The organism is Micromonospora sp. LZ34, assembly GCF_052981855.1.
In genome coordinates this window covers 155,935-182,025 of sequence record NZ_JBRIQN010000011.1, presented here as the reverse complement: position 1 = coordinate 182,025, position 26,091 = coordinate 155,935, and the positions used below count along the sequence as shown (strand labels likewise).

The 26,091-nt window shown below is 74.7% G+C and carries 27 protein-coding genes and 1 riboswitch; of the genes, 16 read left to right on the top strand and 11 right to left on the bottom strand.

From position 1 onward, the window contains the following. Positions 1-19: 19 nt before the first annotated feature. From ACVCAH_RS15195 to ACVCAH_RS15175, 5 genes are all read left to right on the top strand, one after another. Positions 20-484 carry a bifunctional nuclease family protein gene (locus tag ACVCAH_RS15195; RefSeq protein ID WP_088962140.1) on the top strand — a complete coding sequence of 155 codons (465 nt, stop codon included), beginning with the start codon at positions 20-22 and terminating at the stop codon, positions 482-484. Positions 485-690: 206 nt separating this feature from the next. Continuing rightward, complete coding sequence (locus ACVCAH_RS15190; RefSeq protein WP_447136765.1) at positions 691-1,284, top strand: MerR family transcriptional regulator; 594 nt, start codon at positions 691-693, stop codon at positions 1,282-1,284. A gap of 698 nt (positions 1,285-1,982) precedes the next feature. Next, on the top strand, positions 1,983-2,381 hold the full coding sequence (locus tag ACVCAH_RS15185; RefSeq protein WP_447136764.1) for a group I truncated hemoglobin: 399 nt from the start codon (positions 1,983-1,985) through the stop codon (positions 2,379-2,381). 2 nt (positions 2,382-2,383) lie between these two features. Beyond that, positions 2,384-3,562, top strand: a complete 1,179-nt coding sequence (locus tag ACVCAH_RS15180) for a globin domain-containing protein (RefSeq protein ID WP_447136763.1) — start codon at positions 2,384-2,386, stop codon at positions 3,560-3,562. 52 nt (positions 3,563-3,614) lie between these two features. Then, the gene (locus ACVCAH_RS15175) at positions 3,615-4,307 is read left to right on the top strand and encodes a DivIVA domain-containing protein (protein ID WP_447136762.1); all 693 of its coding nucleotides are present in this window, start codon (positions 3,615-3,617) and stop codon (positions 4,305-4,307) included. Positions 4,308-4,362: 55 nt separating this feature from the next. Here ACVCAH_RS15175 and ACVCAH_RS15170 read toward each other — a convergent pair whose 3' ends face one another. After that, the gene (locus tag ACVCAH_RS15170; protein WP_447136761.1) at positions 4,363-5,022 is read right to left on the bottom strand and encodes an NAD(P)H-binding protein; all 660 of its coding nucleotides are present in this window, start codon (positions 5,020-5,022) and stop codon (positions 4,363-4,365) included. Between the two features lie 196 nt (positions 5,023-5,218). Between ACVCAH_RS15170 and ACVCAH_RS15165 the strand changes: the two genes are divergently transcribed. After that, entirely contained in the window at positions 5,219-6,112 is an 894-nt protein-coding gene (locus ACVCAH_RS15165) for an NAD-dependent protein deacetylase (RefSeq protein ID WP_447136760.1), read from the top strand. A gap of 90 nt (positions 6,113-6,202) precedes the next feature. Here ACVCAH_RS15165 and ACVCAH_RS15160 read toward each other — a convergent pair whose 3' ends face one another. Then, complete coding sequence (locus ACVCAH_RS15160; protein ID WP_447136759.1) at positions 6,203-6,559, bottom strand: YybH family protein; 357 nt, start codon at positions 6,557-6,559, stop codon at positions 6,203-6,205. Positions 6,560-6,658: 99 nt separating this feature from the next. Beyond that, positions 6,659-6,756, top strand: a riboswitch (glycine riboswitch). Between the two features lie 73 nt (positions 6,757-6,829). On the opposite strand from ACVCAH_RS15160, the gene gcvP reads away from it, so the two are divergent. After that, the gene (gene gcvP, locus ACVCAH_RS15155; RefSeq protein ID WP_447136758.1) at positions 6,830-9,649 is read left to right on the top strand and encodes an aminomethyl-transferring glycine dehydrogenase; all 2,820 of its coding nucleotides are present in this window, start codon (positions 6,830-6,832) and stop codon (positions 9,647-9,649) included. Between the two features lie 125 nt (positions 9,650-9,774). Here the strand turns inward: gcvP and ACVCAH_RS15150 are convergent, their stop codons facing one another. Further along, positions 9,775-9,975: a DUF5999 family protein gene (locus tag ACVCAH_RS15150; protein WP_167189506.1), complete on the bottom strand. Its 201-nt coding sequence runs from the start codon at positions 9,973-9,975 to the stop codon at positions 9,775-9,777. Positions 9,976-10,071: 96 nt separating this feature from the next. On the opposite strand from ACVCAH_RS15150, the gene ACVCAH_RS15145 reads away from it, so the two are divergent. Together ACVCAH_RS15145 and ACVCAH_RS15140 are read left to right on the top strand one after the other, a co-directional pair. After that, positions 10,072-11,292 carry a chorismate-binding protein gene (locus ACVCAH_RS15145; protein WP_447136757.1) on the top strand — a complete coding sequence of 407 codons (1,221 nt, stop codon included), beginning with the start codon at positions 10,072-10,074 and terminating at the stop codon, positions 11,290-11,292. A 139-nt stretch (positions 11,293-11,431) separates the two neighbouring features. Beyond that, positions 11,432-12,037: a YdeI/OmpD-associated family protein gene (locus ACVCAH_RS15140; protein WP_447136756.1), complete on the top strand. Its 606-nt coding sequence runs from the start codon at positions 11,432-11,434 to the stop codon at positions 12,035-12,037. A 70-nt stretch (positions 12,038-12,107) separates the two neighbouring features. On the opposite strand, the gene pip is transcribed toward ACVCAH_RS15140, so the two are convergent. Next, positions 12,108-13,058, bottom strand: coding sequence for a prolyl aminopeptidase (pip, locus tag ACVCAH_RS15135; protein ID WP_447136755.1), 951 nt, complete (start codon positions 13,056-13,058; stop codon positions 12,108-12,110). A gap of 42 nt (positions 13,059-13,100) precedes the next feature. Here pip and ACVCAH_RS15130 point away from each other — a divergent pair, with 42 nt between their 5' ends. Further along, complete coding sequence (locus tag ACVCAH_RS15130) at positions 13,101-13,586, top strand: MarR family winged helix-turn-helix transcriptional regulator (protein ID WP_447136754.1); 486 nt, start codon at positions 13,101-13,103, stop codon at positions 13,584-13,586. Positions 13,587-13,658: 72 nt separating this feature from the next. Here the strand turns inward: ACVCAH_RS15130 and ACVCAH_RS15125 are convergent, their stop codons facing one another. After that, complete coding sequence (locus ACVCAH_RS15125) at positions 13,659-14,471, bottom strand: ABC transporter permease (RefSeq protein ID WP_447136753.1); 813 nt, start codon at positions 14,469-14,471, stop codon at positions 13,659-13,661. Beyond that, a complete protein-coding gene (locus tag ACVCAH_RS15120) occupies positions 14,468-15,433 on the bottom strand; it encodes an ATP-binding cassette domain-containing protein (protein ID WP_447136752.1) in 966 nt (321 codons plus the stop codon). Before ACVCAH_RS15120 ends, ACVCAH_RS15125 begins: the two co-directional genes overlap by 4 nt. Positions 15,434-15,509: 76 nt before the next feature. Between ACVCAH_RS15120 and ACVCAH_RS15115 the strand changes: the two genes are divergently transcribed. Beyond that, a complete protein-coding gene (locus tag ACVCAH_RS15115) occupies positions 15,510-16,298 on the top strand; it encodes a TetR/AcrR family transcriptional regulator (RefSeq protein ID WP_447136751.1) in 789 nt (262 codons plus the stop codon). A gap of 10 nt (positions 16,299-16,308) precedes the next feature. Further along, a complete protein-coding gene (gene def, locus ACVCAH_RS15110) occupies positions 16,309-16,818 on the top strand; it encodes a peptide deformylase (RefSeq protein ID WP_447136750.1) in 510 nt (169 codons plus the stop codon). Between the two features lie 69 nt (positions 16,819-16,887). Here def and ACVCAH_RS15105 read toward each other — a convergent pair whose 3' ends face one another. The 4 genes from ACVCAH_RS15105 to ACVCAH_RS15090 all read right to left on the bottom strand — a co-directional run bounded on the left by ACVCAH_RS15105 (position 16,888) and on the right by ACVCAH_RS15090 (position 21,425). Continuing rightward, on the bottom strand, positions 16,888-18,468 hold the full coding sequence (locus ACVCAH_RS15105; RefSeq protein ID WP_447136749.1) for a VWA domain-containing protein: 1,581 nt from the start codon (positions 18,466-18,468) through the stop codon (positions 16,888-16,890). 242 nt (positions 18,469-18,710) lie between these two features. Further along, positions 18,711-19,487, bottom strand: coding sequence for a GNAT family N-acetyltransferase (locus ACVCAH_RS15100; protein ID WP_447136748.1), 777 nt, complete (start codon positions 19,485-19,487; stop codon positions 18,711-18,713). A gap of 47 nt (positions 19,488-19,534) precedes the next feature. Next, positions 19,535-20,308, bottom strand: a complete 774-nt coding sequence (locus ACVCAH_RS15095) for a sulfite exporter TauE/SafE family protein (RefSeq protein WP_447136747.1) — start codon at positions 20,306-20,308, stop codon at positions 19,535-19,537. Positions 20,309-20,489: 181 nt separating this feature from the next. Further along, entirely contained in the window at positions 20,490-21,425 is a 936-nt protein-coding gene (locus ACVCAH_RS15090; RefSeq protein ID WP_447136746.1) for a LysR family transcriptional regulator, read from the bottom strand. A 262-nt stretch (positions 21,426-21,687) separates the two neighbouring features. Between ACVCAH_RS15090 and ACVCAH_RS15085 the strand changes: the two genes are divergently transcribed. The 3 genes from ACVCAH_RS15085 to ACVCAH_RS15075 all read left to right on the top strand — a co-directional run bounded on the left by ACVCAH_RS15085 (position 21,688) and on the right by ACVCAH_RS15075 (position 25,444). Then, complete coding sequence (locus ACVCAH_RS15085; protein ID WP_447136745.1) at positions 21,688-22,467, top strand: endonuclease/exonuclease/phosphatase family protein; 780 nt, start codon at positions 21,688-21,690, stop codon at positions 22,465-22,467. A 131-nt stretch (positions 22,468-22,598) separates the two neighbouring features. Continuing rightward, on the top strand, positions 22,599-24,698 hold the full coding sequence (locus tag ACVCAH_RS15080) for a M14 family zinc carboxypeptidase (RefSeq protein ID WP_447136744.1): 2,100 nt from the start codon (positions 22,599-22,601) through the stop codon (positions 24,696-24,698). An 86-nt stretch (positions 24,699-24,784) separates the two neighbouring features. After that, complete coding sequence (locus tag ACVCAH_RS15075) at positions 24,785-25,444, top strand: fasciclin domain-containing protein (protein ID WP_447136743.1); 660 nt, start codon at positions 24,785-24,787, stop codon at positions 25,442-25,444. A gap of 7 nt (positions 25,445-25,451) precedes the next feature. Here the strand turns inward: ACVCAH_RS15075 and ACVCAH_RS15070 are convergent, their stop codons facing one another. Then, a complete protein-coding gene (locus ACVCAH_RS15070) occupies positions 25,452-25,772 on the bottom strand; it encodes a hypothetical protein (RefSeq protein ID WP_447136742.1) in 321 nt (106 codons plus the stop codon). A gap of 38 nt (positions 25,773-25,810) precedes the next feature. Between ACVCAH_RS15070 and ACVCAH_RS15065 the strand changes: the two genes are divergently transcribed. Beyond that, the gene (locus ACVCAH_RS15065) at positions 25,811-26,020 is read left to right on the top strand and encodes a hypothetical protein (protein ID WP_447136741.1); all 210 of its coding nucleotides are present in this window, start codon (positions 25,811-25,813) and stop codon (positions 26,018-26,020) included. The last annotated feature ends 71 nt before the right edge of the window (positions 26,021-26,091 follow it).

Sequence of the window (26,091 nt, the reverse complement as noted above, 5' to 3'; positions counted from 1 at the left end):
CAACGACACGGAGGCGGCGGTGCGCGAGCTGAGCGTGGTCGGGGTTCGGGTGGAGCTGCCCAGTAACCAGCCGATCGTCCTGCTCAGGGAGGTCGAGGGGGACCGCTATCTGCCGATCTGGATCGGCGCGGTCGAGGCGACGGCGATCGCCTACGAGCAGCAGGGGGTCAAGCCGGCCCGGCCGTTGACTCACGATCTTTTGCGGGACGTGTTGGCGGCGTTGAAGGCGCCGTTGCGGGCGGTGGAGATCACCGAGCTCAAGGAGAACGTCTTCTACGCCGATCTGTTGATCGGCGACGGGGTGCGCGTCTCGGCGCGGCCGAGCGATTCCATCGCGTTGGCGTTGCGGGTGGGGGCGCCCATTCGTTGTGCCGAGCAGGTCCTCAGCGAGGCGGGGATCGTGATCCCGGACGAGCAGGAGGACGAGGTGGAGAAGTTCCGCGAGTTCCTGGAGCAGGTGCGTCCGGAGGACTTCGCGGGTTGACCGGTCGGCCGGTTGGCCGGCGCGGCTTCTGGCCCGGGTTCACTGTGGGTGACGTCCCGGTGGTGCGGGTGATCTTTCTGGCGGCTGCGCGGCGTGTCGCGACGGTTCCTGCGCGGTAACCCCTGACGGCGGCTATAGGGTTGCCGTGTCGAGGGGTGCACGTCCCGGAAACGACGTGTCACCGCACTGGCGGGGAGGTTGTCCGGATGCACGAGCCGCGAGATTCCGATCCGGGTACGGAGCTGGACGAGCCGGGTGTGGCGCCGGGGTCGGCGACGGACGGTGACGGTTCGGTGGGCTACCGGGGTGTGACGGCCTGCCACGCGGTGGGGATCAGCTATCGCCAGTTGGACTACTGGGCCCGTACCGGGCTGGTGGTGCCGAGTGTGCGGGATGCTTCGGGTTCGGGCACCCAGCGGTTGTACTCGTTCCGGGACCTGGTGGTCCTGAAGGTCGTGAAGCGGCTGTTGGACGCCGGGGTGTCGTTGCAGAACATCCGCAAGGCGATCGAGGCGTTGCGCTCGCGTGGGGTGGAGGACCTGGCGGGCATCACGTTGATCTCCGACGGGACGACGGTGTACGAGTGCCGGTCGCCGGAGGAGGTGGTCGACCTGTTGCAGGGCGGCCAGGGCGTGTTCGGCATCGCGATCGGCGGGGCGTTCAAGGAGATCCAGGGTTCGTTGTCGCATCTGCCGGCGGAGCCGGCGACGTCCGCGGCGGGTCAGGAGCCGGCGGCCTCGGCGCCGGAGGCGGTGGGGGACGAGTTGGCGGCGCGGCGGGCCCGCCGGCGGGCGGGCTGAGCGGGTCCGCTGACGGTCCCGGGCCGGTGGCCGGCTGAGTGGGCCGGCGGACGGGAGGCTCGGCGGTCGCGCGGTGGGTGTGTCCCGGCGGCGTCGGCTGCGCTGGCGGTCGGCGTCGACGCCGGCCGGAGGGGCCGGGCAGCTCGGCCGCGGTCAGGTCGGTGGCCGCCGTGGCGGCGATCCGGGACGGGCTCTGTGACGTACGGTGCGCGCGACGCGCCGAGGTTTGTTGCTCATTTCCTGGTGACGCTGTGTGTCCGTTGTGGCGTGCTGCTCGGGCCGGTGGGCCGTTCGGTGCGGCCGGTCGGCTGCGCGGGTGAGGTCGGGCTGCCGGGACGGTCGATGCTGGTCAGGCGATCGGCCATCGGGGTGTCCGTGGTGGTCAGCGGCCCGTGACGAGCCGGTGGGGCCGGTCCCGGCCGGGTTCTCTCCGACCCGGCGCGACGATTCCTGATCACGGAGCGTCCGCCAGTCGTCGCCCATTGTGGAGGTGGCGGCGGGTCCAGCCGTCACGGTGGGTAGTGGACGTTGTCGGGAATCCGATAGGGGGGCGATGACCGCGGCGGCGTGACGCGCTATGGTCCGTCAGCGGTCGGCCCGGTGCGGGTGACGCCTTCGCGGGCGCCATTCGCCTCGCCCGGCCGTTGCCCCTGCGCGCCACCCCCCTGCGCGACCCCTTGACGTCGGAAGGAACGACCGTGACGGTTACGGAACAAACCGCTCCCGCCTCCCACTACGAGCGCATCGGTGGCGCCAACTCGGTCAAGGCCGCCGTCGACCTGTTCTACGACCGGGTGCTGGCCGACCCGGACCTGGTCGGCTACTTCACCGATGTGGACATGGTGGGTCAGCGTCGGCACCTGGCGTTGATGCTGACCGTGGTGCTGGGCGGTCCGAACGAGTACGCCGGGCGGGGCCTGGCCGAGGCGCACAAGCCGCTGAACATTCCGGTGGAGCACTACGTCAAGGTCGGTGAGCACCTGACCGCGACGCTGACCGAGCTGGGTGTGCCGGGCGACATCATCGCCGACGTGCAGGCGGTGCTGGGCCAGGTGCAGGACCAGGTGGTGGCCAGCGGGAACCCGGCGAGCGCCTGAGCGTGGACGCCGCCCGGCTCAAGCAGAGCTGGTCCCTGGTCGCCGCGCACGGCGACCAGGTGCCGCTCTATTTCTATTCCACGCTGTTCCTGGCCCATCCGGAGACCCGGCAGATGTTCCCGACGAACATGGCGGGGCAGCGGGACCGGTTGGTCACCGCGCTGGGGCACATCGTGTCCAACGTGGACCAGGTGGACCGGCTGGTCGGGTTCCTGCAGGACCTCGGCGCCGACCACCGCAAGTTCGCGGTGCGCGCGGAGCACTACCCGGCGGTCGGGGAGGCGCTGCTGGCGACGCTGCAGCACTTCCTCGGCGAGCAGTGGACCGAGGAGCTGGCCCAGGACTGGGCCGGCGCGTACGGGCTGGTGTCGAAGGTGATGATCGAGGCCGCGCAGGCCGCCGAGGCGGTCAACCCGCCGTGGTGGGTGGCGGAAATCATCGGGCACGAGCGGCGGGGGTTCGACCTGGCGGTGCTGACGCTGCGCCCGCAGTACCTGCTGCCGTTCACCCCGGGCCAGTCGATCGGGGTGTCCCACCCGGCGGTGCGGGCGTGGCGGTACTACTCGCCGGCGAACGCGCCGCGCGCGGACGGCACACTGGAGTTGCACGTGCGCGCCGCGCCCGGCGGGGCCGTGTCGTCTCGGCTGGTGTACGGGTGCGCGGTGGGTGACCAGATCCACCTGGCCGCGCCCGTGGGTGACCGGTTGACCCTGTGGTCGGCCGGGTCGGCGGACCTGCTGCTGCTGGCCAGCGGCACCGGCTGGGCGCCGGTGAAGGCCCTGGTCGAGCAGGTCGCGGCGGAGGGCGGCCGGCGCAAGGTCGACCTGTACGTGGGGGCCCGTTCGCGCATCGAGTTCTACGACAACGACGCGATCGACAAGTTGGCGTCGTCGTACCCGTGGCTGACGGTGACCTACGTGGTGGGCACGGACCTGCACCGGCCGGGGGAGTTCGTGCACGCGGTGGACCGGGCGCTGGCCGACGGTGACTGGCGGTCCCGGCACGTGTACGTGTGTGGTTCCGACGAGATGGTGTCGTATTCGGTGGCGGCGCTGACCCGGGCCGGCTACCACGCCGGTCAGCTGCACCACGAGGGGTTCGGCAAGCACTGGTACGGCCCGGCGTGGCGCACCGCCGTGGAGGACGCGTCCGCCCCTGACAGTTCCGGAGGTGCCCGGTGAGCGCCAGGAGTGAGCTTGCGAGCCCCGCAGTCGCGAACGAAAGGCGGGCCCGGTGAGCGCGACCCCGATCAGCCGGTATGACGGTGTGCAGGTCTCCGGCGGTGTGCAGATGCGGATGACGGCCGACCGGGTGCGCCGGTGGGAGTTCGGCGCCGCGTCGTTCACCCGCCGCGGCTACGACCACGCGGACGTGGACCGGTTCCGGATGCAGGTGGCCGACGAGCTGGACCTGCTGGCCGCGCAGATCGCCACCCTGCGGGCGGAGAACGAGCGGCTCAACGACCATCTGGAGTTGCACCGGCACGGGGTGATCCCGAGTGCCGGGGCGGCGGCGAACGCGCCGGCGGCCAAGGAGGTGAACCTGCTCTCCGCGGCGCAGCGGGAGGCCGAGCAGATCATCGCGCAGGCGCACGACTACGCCCGCCGGGTGGCCGAGTACGCGCGGATGCAGTACGAGAGCTACGTGCAGGCCGCGGCGGAGGAGGCCAGGCAGGAGGCCGAGCGGGCGGTGCACGACTACCGGAGCACGGCCGGGGCGAGCTTCGACGACGGGGTGGCCGCCCGGGAGGCGCTGCGGATCTACGGCGAGATGATGATCTCGCACATGCAGGCCGCGGCGCGGCACCTCGACGACGGCAGCGAGCATCTGGCCCGCACGATGGACCGGCTGGTCAAGGAGGCCGGCGGGCCGGCCGTCGGGGCGGGCGCGCCGCAGGGTGCGCTGCCCCGGCACGGTCAGCGCTGATCCGCGGGCGTGGGGCCCGCCCGGTCGGGCCCCACGCCGGGCGGGTGCGCCACGGTCAGCGGCGGGTGAGGGCGTGCAGCGCCTCGGCGATCGGGGTGTTGCCGCCGACGAGTTCCAGGATCATGCCGGCGGTGTCCGGGGTGTGGAGCAGGGCGACGAGCACCCGGGCGACGTCGGCGCGGGTGACCGCGCCGCGGGGCACGTGCCGGTCCAGGGTGATCCGCCCGGTCGGCGGGTCGTCGGTGAGCCGTCCGGGTCGCAGCACCGTCCAGTCGAGGTCCCGGCCGGTGACGTCGTCCTCGGCGGCCTTCTTGGCCCGCAGGTACGCGGCGAACACCTCGTCGGTGCCGGGCCGGGGCTCGCCCTCCACGCCCATGGAGGAGACGAGCAGGTAGCGGCGGACGGGGGCGCGCTGGGCGGCGTCGGCGAGCAGCACGGCGGCGGCCCGGTCGACGGTGTCCTTGCGGGCGGCGCCGCTACCCGGGCCGGCGCCGGCGGCGAAGACCACCGCGTCGGCGCCGGTGAGGTGGCCGGCGAGGTCGTCGACGCCGACGCGTTCCAGGTCGGCCAGCACCGGGTGGGCGCCGGCGGCGGTCAGCGTGGCGGCGTGGTCGGGGTTGCGGATCAGGCCGACGGCGGTGTCACCGCGGCCGGTGAGTTCCCGCAGCAGCAGCTTGGCGATCTTGCCGTGTCCTCCGGCGATGACGACGCGCATACCGGCAACCTAACCCCCGGGCCGCGCACGTGCCCCGGCGACCGCGGCGTGCGGCGGTCCCGCCGGCGGCGCCCAGCCGCACCACGCCGGGCCGCTACGGCGCCGGCGAGGGCCGCGGTGGTGCGGAGTGGCCGGCGAGGGCCGCGGTGGTGCGGGGTGTTCGCCGCGGCGGGGCCGGGTGAGGCAGCATGGACGGGTGACCGAGACGATCGACGCGCTGGCCGAGCTGGTGGCCGCCGGTGGGGTCGTGGTGCTCAGCGGGGCGGGCCTGTCCACCGAGTCGGGCATCCCGGACTACCGGGGGCCCAGCGGCGTGGCCCGCCGGCACACCCCGATGACGTACCAGACGTTCACCCGCGACGCGGACGCCCGGCGGCGCTACTGGGCGCGCAGCCACCTGGGGTGGCGGACCATCGCCCGGGCGGCGCCCAACGACGGGCACCGGGCGGTGGCCCGGTTGCAGCGCGGCGGCCTGGTCGACGCGGTCATCACCCAGAACGTCGACGGGCTGCACACCGCGGCCGGCAGCGCCCCGGTGGTGGAGCTGCACGGCCGGCTCGACGAGGTGGTCTGCCTGGACTGCGGCAACCGGACCTCCCGGGAGGAGCTGGACCGGCGGCTGCGGGAGGCGAACCCCGGCTTCGACGTCCAGGTCGACGCCGTGAACCCGGACGGTGACGTGGATCTCCCCGAGGTCGAGGTGGCCCGGTTCCGGGTGCTGGACTGCACGTTCTGCGGCACCGGGATGCTCAAGCCCGACGTGGTGTTCTTCGGCGAGACGGTGCCGGCGCCGCGGGTGGCGCACTGTTTCGACCTGGTGCACCGGGCCCGGCTGCTGCTGGTGCTGGGCTCCTCGCTGACGGTGATGTCCGGCCGGCGGTTCGTGCTGCGCGCCGCGAAGCTCGGCGTCCCGGTGGCGATCGTCAACCAGGGACCGACCCGCGGTGACGGGTACGCGGCGCTGACCGTGGACGCGCCGCTGGGCCGGCTGCTGCCCGCGCTGGCCGAGCGGACCGCCGGCGCCGGGCCCGCCGACCCCGACAGCCGTCCGGCGGCCGGGCCTGTCGGCGCCGCGGCGGCGGCCCGCTAGCGGCGCCCCGGCGGGTGCGCTGCTCCACCGGGCGTCCGTCGCCCCGAGCCGCGGGAGCTGTCGAGACCCTCGGCGTGGCGGGCGGAGCGGTCAGCCGGCCGGCGGCGGGACGAACCGGGGCTGGTCGAGCACCCAGCGCCAGGTGCCGTCGGGCTGGCGGCGGGCCACCTCCGCGGTCAAGGAGCCGTCGTCGAGCCGGGTGGAGGTCAGCGCGAGTTCCCCGGCGTACAGGGTGGGCTGCGGCTGGCCGGGGGTGAAGGTGGGCCCGTCGGCGAGCATCTGCTCGAACGCGACCCGGATCTGGTCGGCGCCGGCGGCGGGCCCGGCCGGGGTGGCGAACACCCCGTCGGGCTCGTAGAGGGCGACGAGACCCTCGACGTCGCGGGCGTTGGCGCGGGCGACGAAGAACCGCCCCAGGTCGTCCGGGCTGGTCGCCGGCTCGGGCATGGGCACCTCCTGCGGTGTGCGCGACTACCCCCATGATCGGGGACGGGGGTACGACATCGGCCCGAAACAGCGACGCTGGTAGCGTTGACCTTCGCCGGTACCACCCACGCGGGAGAGACCGCCCACAGCAGCACGGGCGGCGCCGAAGGGGCATATCCTCCCCGGAACCTCTCAGGCAAAAGGACCGCGGGGGCAGGCACTGTGGAGCGCTGCGCGGGCGCGACTCAGGGGGAGGCCGACCCGTCGACCTCGCCCCCGGGAGCGCAGCCCATGACAGAGCAGTTCGCCGCCCGCCACATCGGCCCCGATCCGGACGACGAGCGCCGGATGCTGGAAACGGTCGGTTACGACTCGATCGACGAGCTGATGGACGCCGCGATCCCCGAGGTGATCCGCTGGCACGGCACCCTCGACCTGCCGGCGCCGGCCACCGAGCAGGAGGCCATCGCCGAGCTGCGGGCGCTGGCCGCCCGCAACACCGTCGCCGTGTCCATGATCGGCCTGGGCTACCACGGTACGCACACCCCGGCGGTGATCCGCCGCAACGTGCTGGAGGACCCGGCCTGGTACACCGCGTACACGCCGTACCAGCCGGAGATCAGCCAGGGCCGGCTGGAGGCGCTGCTGAACTTCCAGACCATGGTCACCGACCTGACCGGGCTGGCCACGGCGAACGCCTCGATGCTCGACGAGGGCACCGCCGCGGCCGAGGCGATGACCCTCGCCCGCCGGGCGTCGAAGAGCAAGAGCCCGGTGTACGTGGTCGACGCCGACGCCCTGCCGCAGACCATCGCGGTGATCGCCAGCCGGGCCGAGCCGCTCGGCATCGACGTGCGGGTGCTCGACGTCGAGCGCGACGAGTTGCCGGCGGAGTTCTTCGGCCTGCACCTGCAGTACCCGGGCGCGTCCGGGGCGGTACGCGACCACGCCGGCCTGGTCGAGGCGGCGCACGCCGTCGGGGCGCTGGTGACCGTCGCCGCGGACCTGCTGGCCCTGACCCTGCTGCGCCCGCCGGGGGAGATCGGCGTCGACATCGCCGCCGGCACCACGCAGCGCTTCGGCGTGCCGATGGGCTTCGGCGGGCCGCACGCCGGCTACCTGGCGGTGCGCTCGGGGCTGGAGCGGATGCTGCCCGGCCGGCTGGTCGGGGTGTCCCGCGACGCCGACGGCAACCCGGCGTACCGGCTGGCGTTGCAGACCCGCGAGCAGCACATCCGGCGGGAGAAGGCGACCAGCAACATCTGCACCGCGCAGGTGCTGCTGGCGGTGATGGCCGGCATGTACGCGGTGTACCACGGGCCGGACGGGCTGCGGGAGATCGCCCGGCGTACCCACGAGATGGCGGCGCGGCTCGCGGCCGGGCTGCGCGCCGGCGGGGTGCCGGTGGCGGACGTCGCGTTCTTCGACACCGTCACCGCGACCGTGCACGGGCGGGCCGGCGAGGTCGTCGCCGCAGCCGCGGAGCGGGGGGTGAACCTGCGCCTGGTCGACGCCGACCGGGTGGGCGTCGCCTGCGACGAGACCACCACCGTGGCGCACCTGCAGGCGGTGTGGGCGGCGTTCGGCGTCGACGCGCCGACCGGCGAGGTGGACGCGTCGCTGCCGCCGGCGCTGGCCCGCACGTCGGACTTCCTCACCCACCCGGTGTTCCGCAGCCACCACTCGGAGACGGCGATGCTGCGCTACCTGCGCCGGCTGTCGGACTTCGACTACGCCCTGGACCGGGGCATGATCCCGCTCGGGTCGTGCACGATGAAGCTGAACGCCACCACCGAGATGGAGCCGGTGAGCTGGCCGGAGTTCGCCCACATCCACCCGTTCGCCCCCGAGGCGCAGACCGCCGGCTACCGGGAGATGATCTCCCAGCTGGAGGGGTGGCTGGCCGAGGTGACCGGCTACGACGCGGTCAGCGTGCAGCCCAACGCCGGTTCGCAGGGTGAGCTGGCCGGGCTGCTGGCCATCCGGTCCTACCACGCCTCCCGGGGTGCGGGGCACCGGGACGTGTGCCTGATCCCGTCGTCGGCGCACGGCACCAACGCGGCCAGCGCGGTGATGGCCGGCATGCGGGTGGTGGTGGTCGGCTGCGACGCCGACGGCAACGTCGACCTGGTCGACCTGGACGCGAAGATCGACAAGCACCGGGACGCGCTCGCCGCGATCATGGTGACGTACCCGTCGACGCACGGCGTGTACGAGACCGGCATCGCGCAGCTGTGCGCGAAGGTGCACGACGCCGGCGGGCAGGTCTACGTCGACGGGGCGAACCTCAACGCCCTGGTCGGCTTCGCCAAGCCGGGCAGGTTCGGGGCGGACGTGTCGCACCTGAACCTGCACAAGACGTTCTGCATCCCGCACGGCGGCGGCGGGCCGGGGGTCGGGCCGGTGGCGGCGCGGGCGCACCTGGCGCCGTTCCTGCCGGGCGACCCGCTCGGCGCGCACGTCGACGGCAAGCCGGCGATCTCGGCGGCGAAGTACGGGTCGGCGGGGATCCTGCCGATCCCGTGGGCGTACCTGCGGATGATGGGCGCGGCCGGGCTGACCCGGGCCACCGGGGTGGCGGTTCTCGCGGCGAACTACGTGGCGGCGCGGCTGCGCGCCCACTACCCGGTGCTGTACGCCGGCAACAAGGGCCTGGTGGCGCACGAGTGCATCCTGGACCTGCGGCCGCTGACGAAGGCGACCGGGGTGAGCGTGGACGACGTGGCGAAGCGGCTGATCGACTACGGCTTCCACGCCCCGACCATGTCGTTCCCGGTGGCGGGAACGCTGATGGTGGAGCCGACGGAGAGCGAGGACCTGGTCGAGCTGGACCGGTTCTGCGACGCGATGATCGCCATCCGGGCGGAGATCGACAAGGTGGGTGCGGGGGAGTGGCCGGCCGGTGACAACCCGCTCGCCAACGCGCCGCACACCGCGGCGATGGTCAGCGGCGATGAGTGGCCGCACCCGTACCCGCGGTCGGTGGGCGCCTACCCGGCCGGGGTGGACCGGGCGGGGAAGTACTGGCCGCCGGTGCGGCGGATCGACGGTGCGTACGGCGACCGGAACCTGGTCTGCTCCTGCCCGTCGCCGGAGGCGTTCGAGAGCTGATGTCGCGTGACGCCGGGGCGGTCATGGGTGCCGCCCCGGCGGGTACGCCGACCTGGGCGCGGGTGTCCCGACCGGGGGACTAGCCTGGGTCGACGCGGAAGAATTGCGTTACGCAGCGTGGTCGTTCAGGCGACGAGGGCGTGCCGGGCGGGCCCGCGGTGCGGGGCGATGGTGCGGCCGTCGGGGAGCAGTTCGCCGGTGTCCTCGAAGACGATGACACCGTTGCAGAGCAGGCTCCAGCCCTGCTCACGGAAGCAGGCGATGACCCGGGCGGCTTCCCGGTCGGTAGCCTCGGCGGAGGGGCAGGTGGGTTGGTGCTGACACATCGGGTTCTCCGGACTGTGGGGGCACTGTGTCATGGTTCACATGACCAGTGACGCACAGTACCAAGCGAAAGTGGCCAACATCGAGCAGATGTGCGCTTGGTTGGTAGGAAATCCACTGAACGGACGAGGCGGAATGGGCCAGACGACGTGGAAACGCTCCCAAGCCAGAGGGTGATCGATGTGCCGGCGGCGCCGGCCGGCTGCCGCCGTACCCTCGTCGAACGCGCCCGGTGGGAGTGGCGGCCGGCCGACGGTGGCGACCCGGCGGCGCTCGCCGAGGAGTTCCTGGCCGCGCACGGCCTGCCGCTGCACGACCTGGCCCGCCCGGGCGCCGCCCACGACCCCACCGGGACGTGCGGGGCGGCGCTCTACGTCTCCGCCGCCGCCGGGGCGCTGCTGGCCGGCGGGCCGGCCGGCGCGGCCAACCCGGCCGACCTGCCCGAGGTCGCCGTGGTCGTCTACGGCCACGCCCCGACCCCGCCGGCGCCCGCGCCGGCGCCGGCCGGCTGGTGGCTGGGCGACTGGGCGGAGAGCTGGACGCCGCGGCAGCACGCCGACGCGGTGCGCGCGGTCCGCGACGCGATCGGCCGCGGCGACGTCTACCAGGTCAACGTGGTCGGCCACGCCGCCGCCCGGTACACCGGCGACCCGCTGCCGGCGCTGGCCCGCCTCGGCGCGCTGCCCGGCGCCCGCTACGGCGGCACGCTCACCGGGGCCGGCTGGGCGATCGGCTGCGCCTCCCCGGAGACCTTGGTCGAGCTCGCCGGCGGGCGGCTGATCACGCGGCCGATCAAGGGCACCCGCCCGGCCACCGCCGCCGGCCGCGCCGAACTGCTCGCCTCGGCCAAGGAACGCGCCGAACACGTGATGATCGTCGACCTGGAACGCAACGACCTGGCCCGGCTCGCCCGCACCGGCACCGTCCGGGTCGACGAACTGTTCGCGGTGCGCCGCTGGTGCGACCTGTGGCAGGCCGAGTCGACCGTCTCCGCGGCGGTGGCCGACGGGCTCGGCCTGGCCGACCTGCTGCGCGCGGTGTGCCCCGGCGGCTCGGTCACCGGCGCGCCGAAGCTCGCCGCGCTGGACCGGATCGCCGCCCTGGAGCCGGTCGGCCGGGGCGCCGGCATGGGCGCGCTCGGCTGGGTCGCCCCCGGCCGGATCGACCTGGGTCTGACCATCCGCACCGCCGCCGCCGACGGCGACCGGGTGCACGTCTGGGCCGGCGGCGGCATCACCTGGGACAGCGACCCGGACGCCGAGGTCGCCGAGGCGGCCGCGAAGACCGCACCCGTGCGCGCCGCCCTCGCCGGCCGCTGACCTCCGGCCTCGTCCGCACCGGCGGTCGCGCGAAGCGGGCGCGGCCCGGACTCCACCGGCCGAGCCGGTGGAGCCCGGCGCCGCCGCGCGGCGGGTACGGTGGGACCCCGCACAGGGTCGATCGTCGCGGGAGGCCAGGATGACGTCAGCAGATCAACTGCCGGAGCTGGTCGTCGCCGACGCCGACGCGTGGCGGCGGTGGCTCGACGCGCACCACGACAGCGCGACCGGAGTGTGGCTGGTGCTCGCCAAGCAGGGCACGACGCGACCGACCAGCCTCAGCTACGACCAGGCGCTCGACGAGGCACTGTGCCACGGCTGGATCGACGGCCAGGCGCGCCGCCGCGACGAGACCACCCACCTGCGGCGGTTCACCCCGCGGCGGGCCCGCAGCCCGTGGTCGGCCCGCAACGTCGACATCGTCGCCCGGCTGGTCGCCGCCGGGCGGATGCGTCCGGCCGGGCTGGCCGAGGTCGAGCGCGCCAAGGCGGACGGCCGGTGGGACGCGGCCTACGCCGGGCAGGCGAGCGCCGAGGTGCCGGACGACCTGGCCGCCGCGTTGGCGGCGCAACCCCGGGCGCGGGCGATGTTCGACATCCTCACCGCCCAGAACCGCTACTCCGTGCTCCACCGCGTCGGCGGCGCCAAACGCGCCGACACCCGGGCCCGGCGGATCGCGCAGTTCGTCGCCATGCTCGCCCGCGGCGAGACGATCCACCCGCAGAAGCGCACCCTCGACGGCTGAGACGCGCCGTCGCCTCCGGAACGCGTCATGCCACCGCCGCCCGCCGGCACGCGGCGGGCGGTGGTGGCCCTCAGCGGCGGTCGGCGAAGCCGTCCAGCGCGGCGAGGACCCGCTCGCCGATGCCGTGTCCCGACCCGTGCCCGGCGGTCTCCAGCAGTTCCAGGCGGGCGTCCGGCCAGGCCTGCGCGAGCCGCCAGGGGATCTCGGGCGGGCTGCTGATGTCGAGGCGGCCGTGCAGCAGCACGCCGGGAATGCCGGCGAGCCGGCCCGCCTCGCGCAGCAGTTGCCCGTCGGGCAGGAAGCCGGCGTGCCGCCAGTAGTGGGTGACCAGCCGGGCGAACCCCATCCGGAACACCGGGTCGGTGTAGCGGGGGTCGGGCCGGTGCCCGGGGACGGTGCCCACGTGGGTGTCCTCCCAGGCGCACCAGTCCCGCGCCGCCCGCTCGCGCACCGCCGGGTCCGGGTCGGCCAGCAGCCGGGCGTACGCGTCGGCCAGGTCGCCGTCGCGGTCGGCCGGCGGCACTCCGTCGCGGAACCGGGCCCACTCGGCGGGGAAGATCCGCCCCATCTCCCGGGTGATCCACTCGACCTCGCGGCGGCTGGTGGTGACCACGCTGAACAGCACCAGTTCGCTGACCCGCTCGGGGTGCCGCTGGGCGTAGGCCAGGCCGAGGGTGGACCCCCAGGACGCGCCGAGCACCAGCCAGCGCTGCACGCCGAGGTGGGCGCGCAGCCGCTCGATGTCGGCGACCAGGTGGCCGGTGGTGTTGACGGACAGGTCGACGGTCGGGTCGGCGACGTGCGGACGGCTGCGCCCGCAGCCGCGCTGGTCGAACAGGACCACCCGGTAGCGGGCCGGGTCGAAGTAGCGCCGCCAGCCCGGCGTGGCGCCGGAGCCGGGGCCGCCGTGCAGCACCACGGCCGGCTTGCCGTCCGGGTTGCCGCAGCTCTCCCAGTACACGAGTTGGCTGTCGCCGACGTCGAGCATGCCGTGTTCGTACGGCTCCACCGGTGGGTACATCCCGTCCTCCCTCAAATCCAACAGCGCTGTTACATTAGCGGGGTGAGCGAGGTACCGGACCGGGAGGCCGTGGGGACGCTGCTGCGGCACGTCCTCGAGGTGCTCGACGGCGACGTGGCCGCCGTCTACGCCGAACGGGGCCTGGCCGACTACCGGCCCCGGTTCTCACCGCCGCTGCGGGTGCTGGTCGCCGACGGGCCGCTGCCGATCCGGGACCTGGCCCGGCGGGTCGGGGTCACCCACTCCGCGGCCAGCCAGACCGTGGCGCAGATGGCCCGGGCCGGGCTGGTCGAGCTGACCCCCGGCGCGGACGCCCGGCAACGCATCGTGCGCCTGACCGGCCGGGCCCGCGAGCTGCTGCCGGTCATCGAGGCGGAGTGGGCGGCCACCACCGCGGCGATGCGGGAGTTGGACGCCGAACTCCCGGTGCCGCTGGCCGACCTGCTGCACGCGGTGATCGCCGCGGTGCGCCGCCGGCCGATGCGCCAGCGCATCGCCGACGCCGGCCTGCCCCCGCCGCCCGGCTGACCTGCGTCGACCGCCGGTGGCGGTGGTGGCGGGGCGGGGCGTCGGCGGCGCCCCGCGGCGGGGTGGCGCGGGTCAGCGGCTCAACCGCCGGTAGCGGTGCACCGACAGCGGCAGGAACACGGCGATCAGCAGCACCGGCCAGGCCACGGCGAGGGCCACCGCGTGCTGCGCGGCGAACGACTCCCCGCCCCAGCCGGGGTTGCCGAACAGTTCTCGGCAGGCGGCCACGGTCGCCGACAGCGGGTTCCACTCGGCGATCGCGGCCAGCCAGCCCGGCATGGTCTGCGGTGGGACGTACGCGTTGGAGGTGAACCCGACCGGCCAGACCAGGATCTGCAGCGCCACCACCGACTCCGGGCGGCGCAGCAGCAGCGCCAGGTAGATGCCGGCCCAGATCAACGCGACCCGCAGCAGCAGGAGCAGCCCGACGGCGGCCAGGGCGGGGGCGAGGCCGTTGCGCCACTGCCAGCCGACCAGCCAGCCGCAGCCGAGCATCACGGCCAGGCCGGCGGCGGAGTGCAGCAGGTCGGCGGCGGCCCGGCCGGTCACCACCGCGGACGGGGCCATCGGCATTGACCGGAACCGGTCGGTGACCCCGCGGGCGGTGTCGGTGGCCACCGCGGCGTAGGTGGCCTCGATGCCGAAGGCCATGGTCATGGCGAACAGGCCGGGCAGCAGGAACTCCCGGTAGTCGCCGCCGCCGGGCACCGACATCGCCCCGCCGAACAGGTAGCCGAACATCAGCACCAGCAGCACCGGGAAGAGCAGGCCGACGATCAGCTGACCGGGCTGGCGGGCCCAGTGCCGCAGGGCCCGGCCGGTGAGTACGAGGCCGTCGGCGAGGGCCCAGCGCAGCCGGCGCGGGGCGAGGGAGAGGCTGCTCATACGGTCACCTTCCGGGTGCTCGGGCTGTCGGTGAGGCGCAGGAACACCTCGTCGAGGGTGGGGCGGCGCACCGCCACGTCGGCGACGCTGACCCCGGCGCCGTCCAGCGCGCGCAGCACGCCGGCCAGGGCGGTGACCCGCTCGGTGACGGGGACGCTGATCCGCAGGGCGGCCGCGTCGACGCTCGGGGTGGCGGCGGTGGCCGCGGCGATCGCCGCTGTCGCCCGGTCGAGGTCGTCGGCGCGGTCCAGCACCACGTCGAGCCGGTCCCCGCCGAGGTCGTTCTTGAGCTCGTCCGGGGTGCCGGCGGCGACCACCCGGCCGGCGTCGATCACCCGGACCGTGTCGGCGAGCTGGTCGGCCTCCTCCAGGTACTGGGTGGTCAGCAGGACGGTGGCGCCGTCGGCGACGAGGGTGCGTACGGCGTCCCACACGTCGCTGCGCCCGCGCGGGTCGAGCCCGGTGGTGGGCTCGTCGAGGAAGAGCACCGGCGGGGCGAGGATCAGGCTGGCGGCCAGGTCGAGCCGGCGGCGCATGCCGCCGGAGTAGCCGGACACCGGCCGGGTTCCGGTGTCGGCCAGGCCGAACCGGTCGAGCAGCTCGTCGGCGCGGGCCCGGGCGGCGCGCGCCGGCAGGTGGTGCAGGCGGCCGAAGAGCACCAGGTTCTGCCGGCCGCTGAGCACCTCGTCGACGGCGGCGTGCTGGCCGACCAGCCCGATCGCGGCGCGCACCCGGTCGGGGTGGCGCACCACGTCGTGCCCGGCGACCCGGGCCTGGCCGCCGTCGGGGCGCAGCAGGGTGGTGAGGATCCGCACCGCGGTGGTCTTGCCCGCCCCGTTCGGGCCGAGCAGGGCGCAGACCTGCCCGGCCGGTACGGCCAGGTCCAGCCCGGCCAGGGCGTCGGTGTCGCCGTACCGCTTGCGCAGCCCCTCGGCCGCGATGGCCGGTGTGTCCGTGTGCATCCGCGCTCCCGTCTCCCAGAGATCCCGTACATTGTACCGTACGGCGTACGGTACAGGCGACGGTACAGTGCGGGATGTGACGACGGAGTACAGCGGCACCGGCGACCCGGCCCGCAGCCTCGCCCTGTTGTGGCGCACCCGGGAACGCACCAGCCGCAAGGGGCGTCCCGACCTGAGCGTCGACCGGATCGTGCGGGCCGCCATCGAGGTCGCCGACGCCGAGGGGCTCGCCGCGCTGTCCATGCGCCGGGTCGCCGAGCGCCTCGGGGTGGGCACCATGAGCCTCTACACGTACGTGCCGGGCAAGGGTGAGCTGCTCGACGTCATGCTCGACACCGTCTACGGCGAGACCGCCCGCCCCGACGACGTGCGCGGCGGCTGGCGCGGCCGGCTCGAGCAGATCGCCCGGGAGACCTGGGCGCTCTACCTGCGCCACCCCTGGCTGCTGCAGGTGGCCACCACCCGCCCGCCGCTGGGCCCCAACGTGATCGCCCGCTACGAGTACGAACTCGGCGCCGTCGACGGGATCGGCCTGACCGACCTGGAGATGGACGCCGTGGTCACGCTGATCAGCGGCTTCGTGCACGGCGCCGTGCGGGGCGCGGTGGAGGCCGCCCAGGCCGCCGAGCGCACCGGCATGACCGAGGAGCAGTGGTGGCAGGCACACGCCCCGTACCTGGAGAAGGCGATGGACCCGCGCCGGTTCCCGCTCGCCGCGCGGGTCGGCACCGCCGCCGGCGAGGAGTACCAGGCCGCCGCCGACCCGGCCCGCGCCTTCGAGTTCGGCCTGCGGCGGATCCTCGACGGCATCGAGGTGCTCGTCCGGGACCGCCCGGGCGGCGGCGCCCCGCGCACCGACCGATAACCTTGCCGGCATGACGATGCGGCCCATCCGGATCATCGGCGACCCGGTGCTGCGCACCCCCTGCGAGCCGGTGACCAGCTTCGACGCCGAACTGCGCGCCCTGGTCACCGACCTGATGGACACCCTGCTCGGCGCGCCCGGCCGGGCCGGGGTGGCCGCGCCGCAGATCGGGGTGAGCGCCCGGGTGTTCGTCTACGACGCCGACGGCCACCGCGGGCACCTGGTCAACCCGACCCTGGAGCTGTCCGAGGAGTCGCAGGACGACGACGAGGGCTGCCTGTCCATCCCCGGGCTCTACTTCCCGACCCGGCGGGCGATGCACGCCACCGCGCACGGCTTCGACCAGCACGGCGAGCCGCTGACCATCTCCGGCAGCGGCTTCCTGGCCCGTGCCCTGCAGCACGAGACCGACCACCTCGCCGGCCGGCTCTACGTCGACACCCTGCGCGGGGAGGTCCGCCGCCGCGCGCTGCGGGAGATCCGCGCCGGCCGGTTCGACTCGCCCAGCCGGCGCGGCTGACCCGCACCCCTCACCGGCGCGCCGGCGACGGGTGCGGGGGCGGCCATCCGGCCACCCCCGCACGGTGGGTCACTTCGGCGGGGGAGCCACCAGGCAGACCGCCGCCGTCGAGGTGTTGCCGGCGTCGTCCACGCCGACGATCAGCGCGTCACCGCGCAGCGTGACCTTGTAGTCGATGTCGCCGGTGCCGTCCTTGACCCGGGACTGCGCGCCCGGCGCCTGCACCAGCTTGATCTTGGTGTCGGCGGGGAACGGGCCGAACCGCACCGACGGGTCCGCGGCGTCGGCGATGAACACCTCCACCGTGGTGTCCACGATGTCGGTGGCGGTCAGCTGGTAGAACCCGTCCGGGTTGTACGAGCCGGGGGTGTTGTCCCCGCTGGGGTTGTTGGTCGGCACGCACCCGGTGGTGGGCGCGGTGGTGTCGACCACCCGCATCACCGCGCTGTCGCCGCCGGTGTTGCCGGCCGCGTCGATGGCGGTGCAGGTGACCGTGGTGGCGCCGAGCGGGAACATCGAGCCCGGCGGCGGCACGCAGGTCGGCGTGAGCGGCCCGTCGACGTTGTCGGTCGCCGACGCCGGGTAGTGGATCACCGCGCCGGCCGGGCTGGTCGCCTCCACCGTCCGGTCGTCGACGACCACGACCGGCGGGGTGACGTCGTTGACCCGGACGGCGATCCGCTGGGTGAACGCCGGCCCGCCGGAGAGGCCGTTGAGCAGGAACTCCACCGTGCAGCGCAGCACCGCGCCCTGGGCGGCGTCGGCCGCGACGGTGATGGTCTCGGCGAACGGCACGTCGGTGCCGGACTGCTGGGTCCGCGACGGCGCGTCGAAGCCCACCGACAGCCCGGGGTCGCAGCCGGTCACCGTCGGGGTGACCGTGACGTCGAGGTCACGCAGGCCGGCGAGGATCGCCGCGGTGACCGTGTCGGGGGAGCTGCCCACCAGCTGCCCGCCGGTTGCCGCGACCAGCGCGCTGGCCTGCCCGGTGGCGTCCAGGCCGCCACCGCCGCCGGAGACGTTCACCGCCAGCAGCCGGGCCTCGTCGGCCTGCAACGCCGCGGCGGCCTGCGCCGCGGTGCGCCCGTTGCTCGGGTCGTGGCTGGGCGCGTCGCCGACCAGCACCACGATCCGGCTGCTGCCCGACCGGTAGCCGATCGCGCCCTCGGAGACCTCGACCAGGGCGTTCACCCACGCCTCCGGGGTGTCCCCGCCGCCGCCGGCGGCCAGCCCGTCCACCGCGGTCTGCAGCGCGGTCGCGTCGTCGGTGAGGTCCTGGCGGACCCGGAACAGCTCGGCCCCGTCGCCGGTGTCCCGGTAGGAGGCCACCGCGAAGTGCGCGCCGGGCTGGGCCGTGCGCACATCGGCGATGACCTGTTGCAGGTTGGTGCGGACATTGGCGATCGCCCCGCCCATGCTGCCGGTCGTGTCGACCAGCAGCACCACGTCGGGCTTCGGCGGGATCGTCGGGGTGGAAACCACCTTCGCCACCGGGATCGAGGTACCCGGGTCGGCGTCGCGGTCCACGGTCGCCGGGCTCACCCCGGGCGCGGCCAGCGCGGGGGTCGCCAACGCGGTCACCGCCGCGGTCACGGCGGCGATCACGGTTACCCACCGTGTTCGTCGCCGGGGGACTGCTGCTGTTGCCATGCGTCGCTCCTTCAGCTCCACCGCGCGGAGCGCGCGGCCTCTGCCGCACGACGCTAGGGGTGGCGACCGCTCCCGCCGGTCCGACACAGGCCCAGGTCAGCGTCGGGTTCCCGACCCCGTCGAGGGCTCGGACATGCAGCCGGAACAGCTTTCACGTCCGGGTTGGGCCGGTCGTCCGGGGCGCGCCGCCGGCCGGCGAAACGCCCTGCCCGGACGGTCGGTCATCCTTCGACGACCGACGGTCAGATCCGGCGAGCGGTCAGCGTGTACTCGCCGTAGTCGGCGACGCGGGTGAAGCCGAGCCGGGCGTACAGCCGCAGCGCGGCGGCGTTGTCGGCCTTCACGTTCAACGTCACGTGGTCGACGTGGCCGCGCAGCCGGCCGCAGAGCGCCGCCACCGCCGCCCCGGCCAGCCCCCGCCCCCGCACCCGGGGGTGGGTGGTGACGTTGCCCAGCGCCGCGACCCGGTACGCCGGGGAGTACACGTGCACCCCGGCCACCGCGACCAGCTCGTCGCCGTCGCGGACGCCCACGTACTGGCCGGTGTCCAGCATCCGCGGGTCGAACCAGTTGCCCGGGTAGGCGGCCGCGTACAGCCGGCGCAGCGCCGGCAGGTCACCGGCGTGCAGCACCTCGCCGGCCGGGGCCACCGCGGCCAGCCGCGCCGGGTCGGTCAGCGCCATCTTGTGGTGCCCGCCGGCGGAATCCAGGGTGAACCCGTCGGCCAGCGCCGGCGCCAGGCCGGGGGAGAGGTGCGCGTGCAGGCGGGCCGGCAGCACCGGCGCCAACTCGCGCAGCAGCGCCGCCAGTGCCGGGACCCGCGGCGGGGCGGCGAAGGCCAGCAGCGTGGGCGGGTCCGCACCGTGGTACAGCAGCGCCACCTCGTCGCTGCGGCGGAACCACGAGGTGTACGGCCAGAAGAAGTCGTCCAGGTCGCCCAACTGGTAGGCGTGCAGCACCGGATCCCGACCCAGCAGTCGCGCCAGGACGGCCCGGTCGTGTTCGGCGCGTACCGGCACCCGCCGATGATCACACACCGGGCGCTGCGGGCCGGCACCCGGGAGCGTCAGCCGGCCAGCCACTGGTCGTAGCCGAGCTTGGCGACCAGCGCCAGCACCACCACCAGCAGCACCACCCGGACGAACCCGGAGCCGCGGCGCAACGCCATCCGCGCCCCGATGACCGCCCCGGCGATGTTGCACACCGCCATGCCCGCGCCGAGCAGCCACCACACGTGCCCGGTGGCCGCGAACACCACCAGCGCGCCCAGGTTGGTGCCGGCGTTGACCACCTTCGCCATCGCCGAGCCGTGCACGAAGTCCGCGCCGATCAGCGCGGTGAACGCCAGCACCAGGAAGGTGCCGGTGCCGGGGCCGATCAGCCCGTCGTACAGGGCGATGCCCACGCCGGCCACCGCGACCGCCGCCGCCACCCGAGGCCGGGTACGCCGCTGCGGCACCGCCACCACCCCGAGCCGGGGCCGCAGCACCACGAACACCGCCACCGCCACCAGCACCACCAGCACCACCGGCCGGTACGCCGATCCCGGGACGCTGCCGGCCAGCGCCGCGCCCAACCCGGCGCAGAGCACCGCCAGCCCGGCCGCCGGCCCGGCCACCGCCCAGTCGAGCTTGGTGCGGCGCGCGTAGGTCACCGCGGCGGTCGTCGTGCCGGCGATCGCGGCCAGCTTGTTCGTGCCCAACGCGGTGGCCACCGGCACGCCGGGCGCCCCCACCAGCAACGCCGGCAACAGCAGCAGGCCGCCGCCGCCCACCACCGCGTCGACCCAGCCGGCCATGGCGGCCGCGGCGAGCAGGGTGGTCAGCGATACGGGGTCCACGGGCGGCCATTCTTCCCACCGTCACCCCGGCGGCGAGACCGTCTGTGGCCAGCCTCACCAGCCCCGCCACGCCGCGCGAGATCGCCGCCGCCGGTCAGCCTCGCCCCCGGCGGGCGCGCGAGATCCTCGCCGCCGGTCGGCCGCCGCCCCGCGGCTGGCGGGGGCGCAGGATCGTGGCCGGTCAGCCGGCCGCTGCCGGCCCGCCGGCACACCCGGCCGGGGAGCTGGCGTCCGCGGCCTGCCGCAGCGCGTCGAGCATGCCGCGCAGGGCCGCCGTGGCCGGCGCCGAGCGGCGCACCGCCGCCCAGATCCGGCGCACCGGCCGCGGGTCCTCCACCGGCCGGACCACGGTGCCCGGCACGGGCGCGCCCAGCCCGGTCTCCGGGACCAGGCTGACCCCCAGCCCGGCGGCCACGAACCCCTGCGCGGTCGGGTAGTCCTCGCTCTCCACCACCACCCGCGGGCTGAACCCGGCCGCCGCGCAGGCGGCGGTGACCGCGTCGCGGCACGGGCCCGGCCACTCGCTGCCCACCCACGCCTCGCCGGCCAGATCGGCCAGCCGCAGCACCGGCCGCGCCGCCAGCGGATGCCCGGCCGGCAGCACCGCCCGGTAGGTGTCGTCGCGCAGGTGCACGAACCTGATCCCGTCGACCGGCGGCGCGTCCGCCGGGCGCACCACCAGCGCCAGGTCGGCCCGCCCGTCGCGCACCAGCGGCAGCGGATCCTCCGGGCCGGTCAGCCGCAGCTGCACCCGTACGCCCGGCAGGTCCCGGCGCAGCGCGGCCACCGCCGGCGCGACCAGGCTGGCCCCGGCGGTGGCGAAATACCGCACCACCACCCGGCCGGTACGCCCGGCGCGCAGGTCGGCCAGCGCGGTCTGCGCCTGCGCCACCTGCTCGCCGATCACCGCCGCGTGGTCGCTGAGCAGCCGGCCGGCCTCGGTGGCGCGCACCCCCCGCCCGCTGCGCTCCAGCAGCACCGCGCCGGCCTCACGTTCCAGCACCGCCAGCTGCTGGCTCACCGCCGACGGGGTGTAACCCAGCTCCCGGGCGGCCGCGCTGACCGAGCCGTGCTCCACCACCGCGCGCAGCACCTGCATCCGCCGCACATCAAGCATGAATCACAGCTTAACGACCGTGCAGAACCTTTCGCTTGTCTAACAGGTCGGACTCGGGGGCATGGCCGTCGTCCTGCCCGGCGTCGCGCTCACCCGCCACCGGCCCGGACGGACGCCCCGACCGGCGCCGCGAGCGCGCCTCAGCGGCCCCGGCGGCGCCGTAACCAGACACCCGCCGCGCCCACCGCCACGAACACCAACGCGGAACACAGCAACACCTTGAGCACCGGGCAACTGTGCCACGACGTCGTAGGGTGCAAGCGTGCGCCTGGCCACGTTCAACCTGCTGCACGGCCGCTCCCTCACCGACGGCCTGGTCGACCCCGAGCGCCTCACCGCGGCCGTCACCGCCCTCGACGCCGACGTGCTGGCCCTGCAGGAGGTCGACCGCGACCAGAGCCGCAGCGGCAAGCTCGACCTCACCGCGATCGCCGCCCGCGCCCTCGACGCACCCGAACACCACTTCGCCGCCGCCGTCGTCGGCACCCCCGGCGAACAGTTCCGCCCCCTCACCCACGACGACGACGGGCACGGCGAACCCTGCTACGGCGTCGGCCTGATCAGCCGCCACCCGGTACGCAGCTGGCGGGTCACCCGGCTGCGCCCCGCCCCGGTCCGCTCACCGGTCTACGTCCCCGGCCCCGGCGGCGGGCTCATCCTCCTCCGCGACGAACCCCGGGTGCTGCTCGCCGCGATCCTCGACACCCCCCGCGGCCCGCTCACCGTCGCCGCCACCCACCTGTCCTTCGTCCCGGGGTGGAACGCCCACCAGCTGCGCCGGGTCGTGCGCGCCCTGCGCACCCTGCCCGCCCCCCGCATCCTGCTCGGCGACCTGAACCTCCCCGCCTGGGCCGCCCGGCTCGTCTCCGGCTGGCGGCCGCTGGGCCGCCGCCCCACCTACCCCGCCGGGCAACCCCGGGTGCAACTCGACCACGTCCTCGCCGACCGGCAGGGCATCGACCAACTGCCACCGGTCACCGGCGTGCACACCCCAATGTCCACCATCTCCGACCACCGTCCCCTCCTGGTCGACCTCGGCTGACCCGGTCAGCGGCGACAGGGGAGAGGACCCCTTACCGCAAGATTCCCTCAGGGTCATTGCGTCAGCCATCCATGCCGATCATGCTGGTCCAAACCGCGTCACGGTCAACCAGTCCTCGCCATGGAGGCCACGTGAGACGCCACCGACCCATCCTCATCACACTGTCCACACTCCTCGCCGCCAGCCTCATCGCCACCCCGGCCAGCGCCCAACAGCAGGAGACCGCCGCACCCCACCAGGTCACCGACCTCACCGTCCGCCAGGCCGACGGATACGCCACCCTCGCCTGGCGGCCCGTGCCCGGCGCCACCGACTACCAGATCGAACGCACCGCCGTCGACGCCACCGACACCGCCACCGGCGCGCCCACCATCGTCGGGATCTGGCGCCCCAACCGGCAGGTCAACCAGGAGTCACCCACCTTCGCCGACGCCGGCTTCCACCCCGGCGACCGGTTCCGCTGGCGCGTCCGCGCCCGCCTCGGCACCACCGAGCAGCCCTACTCCGAGCCCGTCGTCGGCACCACCACCGCCCCCTGGGGCAACCCCGACACCCCCGGCGAACAACTGCGCACCCAGTGGGAGACCACCCGGGCCGCCCAGTACACCAGCGACACCGACGAGTACGCCTACACCGCCGCCATCGACGACCTCAGCGACCGGGTCCGCGTCGTCGAGATCGGCCGCACCGTCCTCGACCGGCCGATCAACATGTTCGTCATCGGCTACCCCACCCCGCCGGCCACCCCGGCCGCCGTCGCCGCCACCTCGCCGGTCGCCATCAACTGCAACGTGCACGGCAACGAACCCGGCGACCGCGAAGCCTGCCTCATCATGGCCCGGCAACTCGCCTTCAGCACCGACCAGCGGATCATCGACCTGCTCAACCACACCACCGTCCTGATCGTCCCCACCATCAACGGCGACGGCCGGGCCGCCAACACCCGCGGCAACTCCACCGGCCAGGACCTCAACCGCGACTACTCGCTGATCCGCCAGCCCGAGACCACCGCGTACGTCAAGATGATCCGCGACTACCGGCCCATCGCCGGCTACGACGGCCACGAATACGGCAACTCCCGCGCCGGCGACCTGCCGATGCTGCCACCCCGGCACCAGAACGTCGCCCAGTCCATCTTCGACGAGTCCCAGGACATGATCGAAGGCCACATGTACCGCGAGGGCGCCACCGCCGGCTGGTGGGCCTGCCCCTACGGCTGCGAAGGCGGCGGCAACGTCGGCCTCAGCGAGGAAACCATCCTGCGCAACACCCTCGGCCTGAAGAACGTCGTCAACTCCCTGCTCGAACTGCGCAGCTCCGGCGGCCAGACCCGACCCGACGAGGGCAACAGCGCCAACAACCGCCGCCGCAAGACCTACTCGGCCCTGTGGACCTTCCACCAGTTCCTCGACTACCACCGCGCCCAACTGGCCGACATCACCACCGCCCGCGCCGAAGCCATCACCGGCCAGGCCGCCAACACCGGCCGGCTGGTCTTCCGCGGCTCCCGACCCATCCCCGCCCACCCGGCGCCGCACCCCGGCGACAGCCCACCACCGCTGGACGCCCCCCGACCCGACCTCATCCTCGACAACCCGCCGTGCGCCTACAAGCTCACCGACGAGCAGTACCACGGCGCCCGCACCGACGGACCCGGCGGCGTCGGCACCATCGTCGCCCAACGCCTCGCCGCGCACGGCTGGCAGGTCGTCAAGACCGGCGACAGCTACTACGTACCGCTCAACCAGCCCGAACGCGGCCTCATCCCGCTGCTGCTCGACGGGCAGGGCGTGGAGAACCTCACCGACGGCGAACGGGTCTACCCGACCCTCACCGGCCGCCGCGACGGACCCCTGACCGTCACCGGCTTCACCTGCCTGGCCGGCGCGTCCGTCGACGGCCCGGTCACCGTCCGCCCCGGCGCCACCCTCGTCGCCACCGGCAGCACCATCACCGGACCGGTCTCCGCCCGCGGCGCCGCCGGCGTCCTGCTCGCCGACAGCACCGTCACCGGCCCCGTCCGGATCACCGGCACCACCGACGCGATCTCCCTGATCGACGTCACGATCACCGGCCCGGTCGACCTGTCCGCCAACACCACCGACGCCGACATCGCCGCCAGCACCATCGACGGCCCGCTCGCCTGCACCGGCAACACCCCGGCGCCGAGCAACCTCGGCATCCCCAACACCGTGCACGGACCCCGCACCGACCAGTGCGCGGCACTGTGACCCCCGACCGGTAGCCGAACGACAACCGCCGCGCCGGCGGGGCGGGCCCACACCCGCCCCGCCGGCCCGACCCCGTGGAGACGCCCGTGTCGCACCCCCGCACCCCGGCACGCAACCACCGCACGCCGCGCCGCACCCTCCACATCCTCGCGGCGACCCTGCTGCTCGCCACCACCGCCTGCACCGGCGACCCCACCCCGCCACCGGCGGCCAGCGCCAGCACACCCCAGATCAGCGGAGAGCTCTGCGCCGCCCTGCCCAGCGGCACCGAACCGGGAAACCCCACCTTCCTCGCCGGCCAACCCGTCGACGCGGCGCTGCGCTGGATGCCCACCCTCACCACGTTCGAGGCGGCCGTGCGCACCAGCGGAATCCTCACCGGCCTCGACACCAGCGGCGGCATCACCATCCTCGCCCCCTCCGACGACGCCTTCACCGCCAAGTTCTCCGACGACAACTGGGACGAGCTGATGACCCGCCGCCCCGACCAGCTCCGCACCCTGCTGACGGCACACCTGATCACCGGCGCCCAGACCCTCGACGACCTGGCCGCCGCCGGCACCGCCACCACCCTCGACGGCGCCACCCTCACCGTCACCCGCACCGGCGCCACCACCCGCTTCGCCGACCGGGCCGACGCCGTCTGCGCCGACTACCAGGCCACCCGCGCCCGCATCCACATCGTCAACGCCGTCCTCGGCCCGCTGCCCACCACCGCCGACGGCACCGGCCACCGCGCCCACTGACCACCCGTCACCGCCGCGCCATCACCAGCTCCGCCGTCGACCACAACCGCGGCAGGTACGCCAGCACCCCATCGGCCCGCCGCCGCCGGTCGACCGCCGACACCACCCCCAGATCCGCCAGCGCCGCCTCGAACAACGGCAACAGCCCCGCACCAAGCTGCGGCGCTTCCGCCGCCAGGATCGCGTGACACCGGGCGTACGTCGCCACGATCCAGAACATCGCCTCCCGATGCCACCCCGCCGCCACCAACGCCGCACTGCCGTCCACCGCCACCACCCGCGCCGCCGGCGTGACGTCGGCACTGAAGAAGAACGGCGTCCGCGCCACCCCCGCCGCCACGTCGAACGCGCGGGGTACTGCTGGAGGTGACGTTCCTGACCTGGGCGGAGCTGGGGTCGCAGGAGCGGGTGCTGGGGTCGTTCGTGTTCGCCGGGTGTTTCCGGGCGGACGCGGTGCTGGCGGATCCCACGGGGCGGTTGGCGGCGACGGGCCGGCGGGTGGCGGCGGAGTTCGCCGCGCCGGGGTGGGTGCGGCGGCGGTGTGTCGGGGTGCGGGAGCCACCACCGAGCCGCTGAGGAACGCGCCCTGCACGCCCAGCTCCCGCGCCGCGTACTCCCGGACCCACCGCGCCGCCACCGCCCGCGCG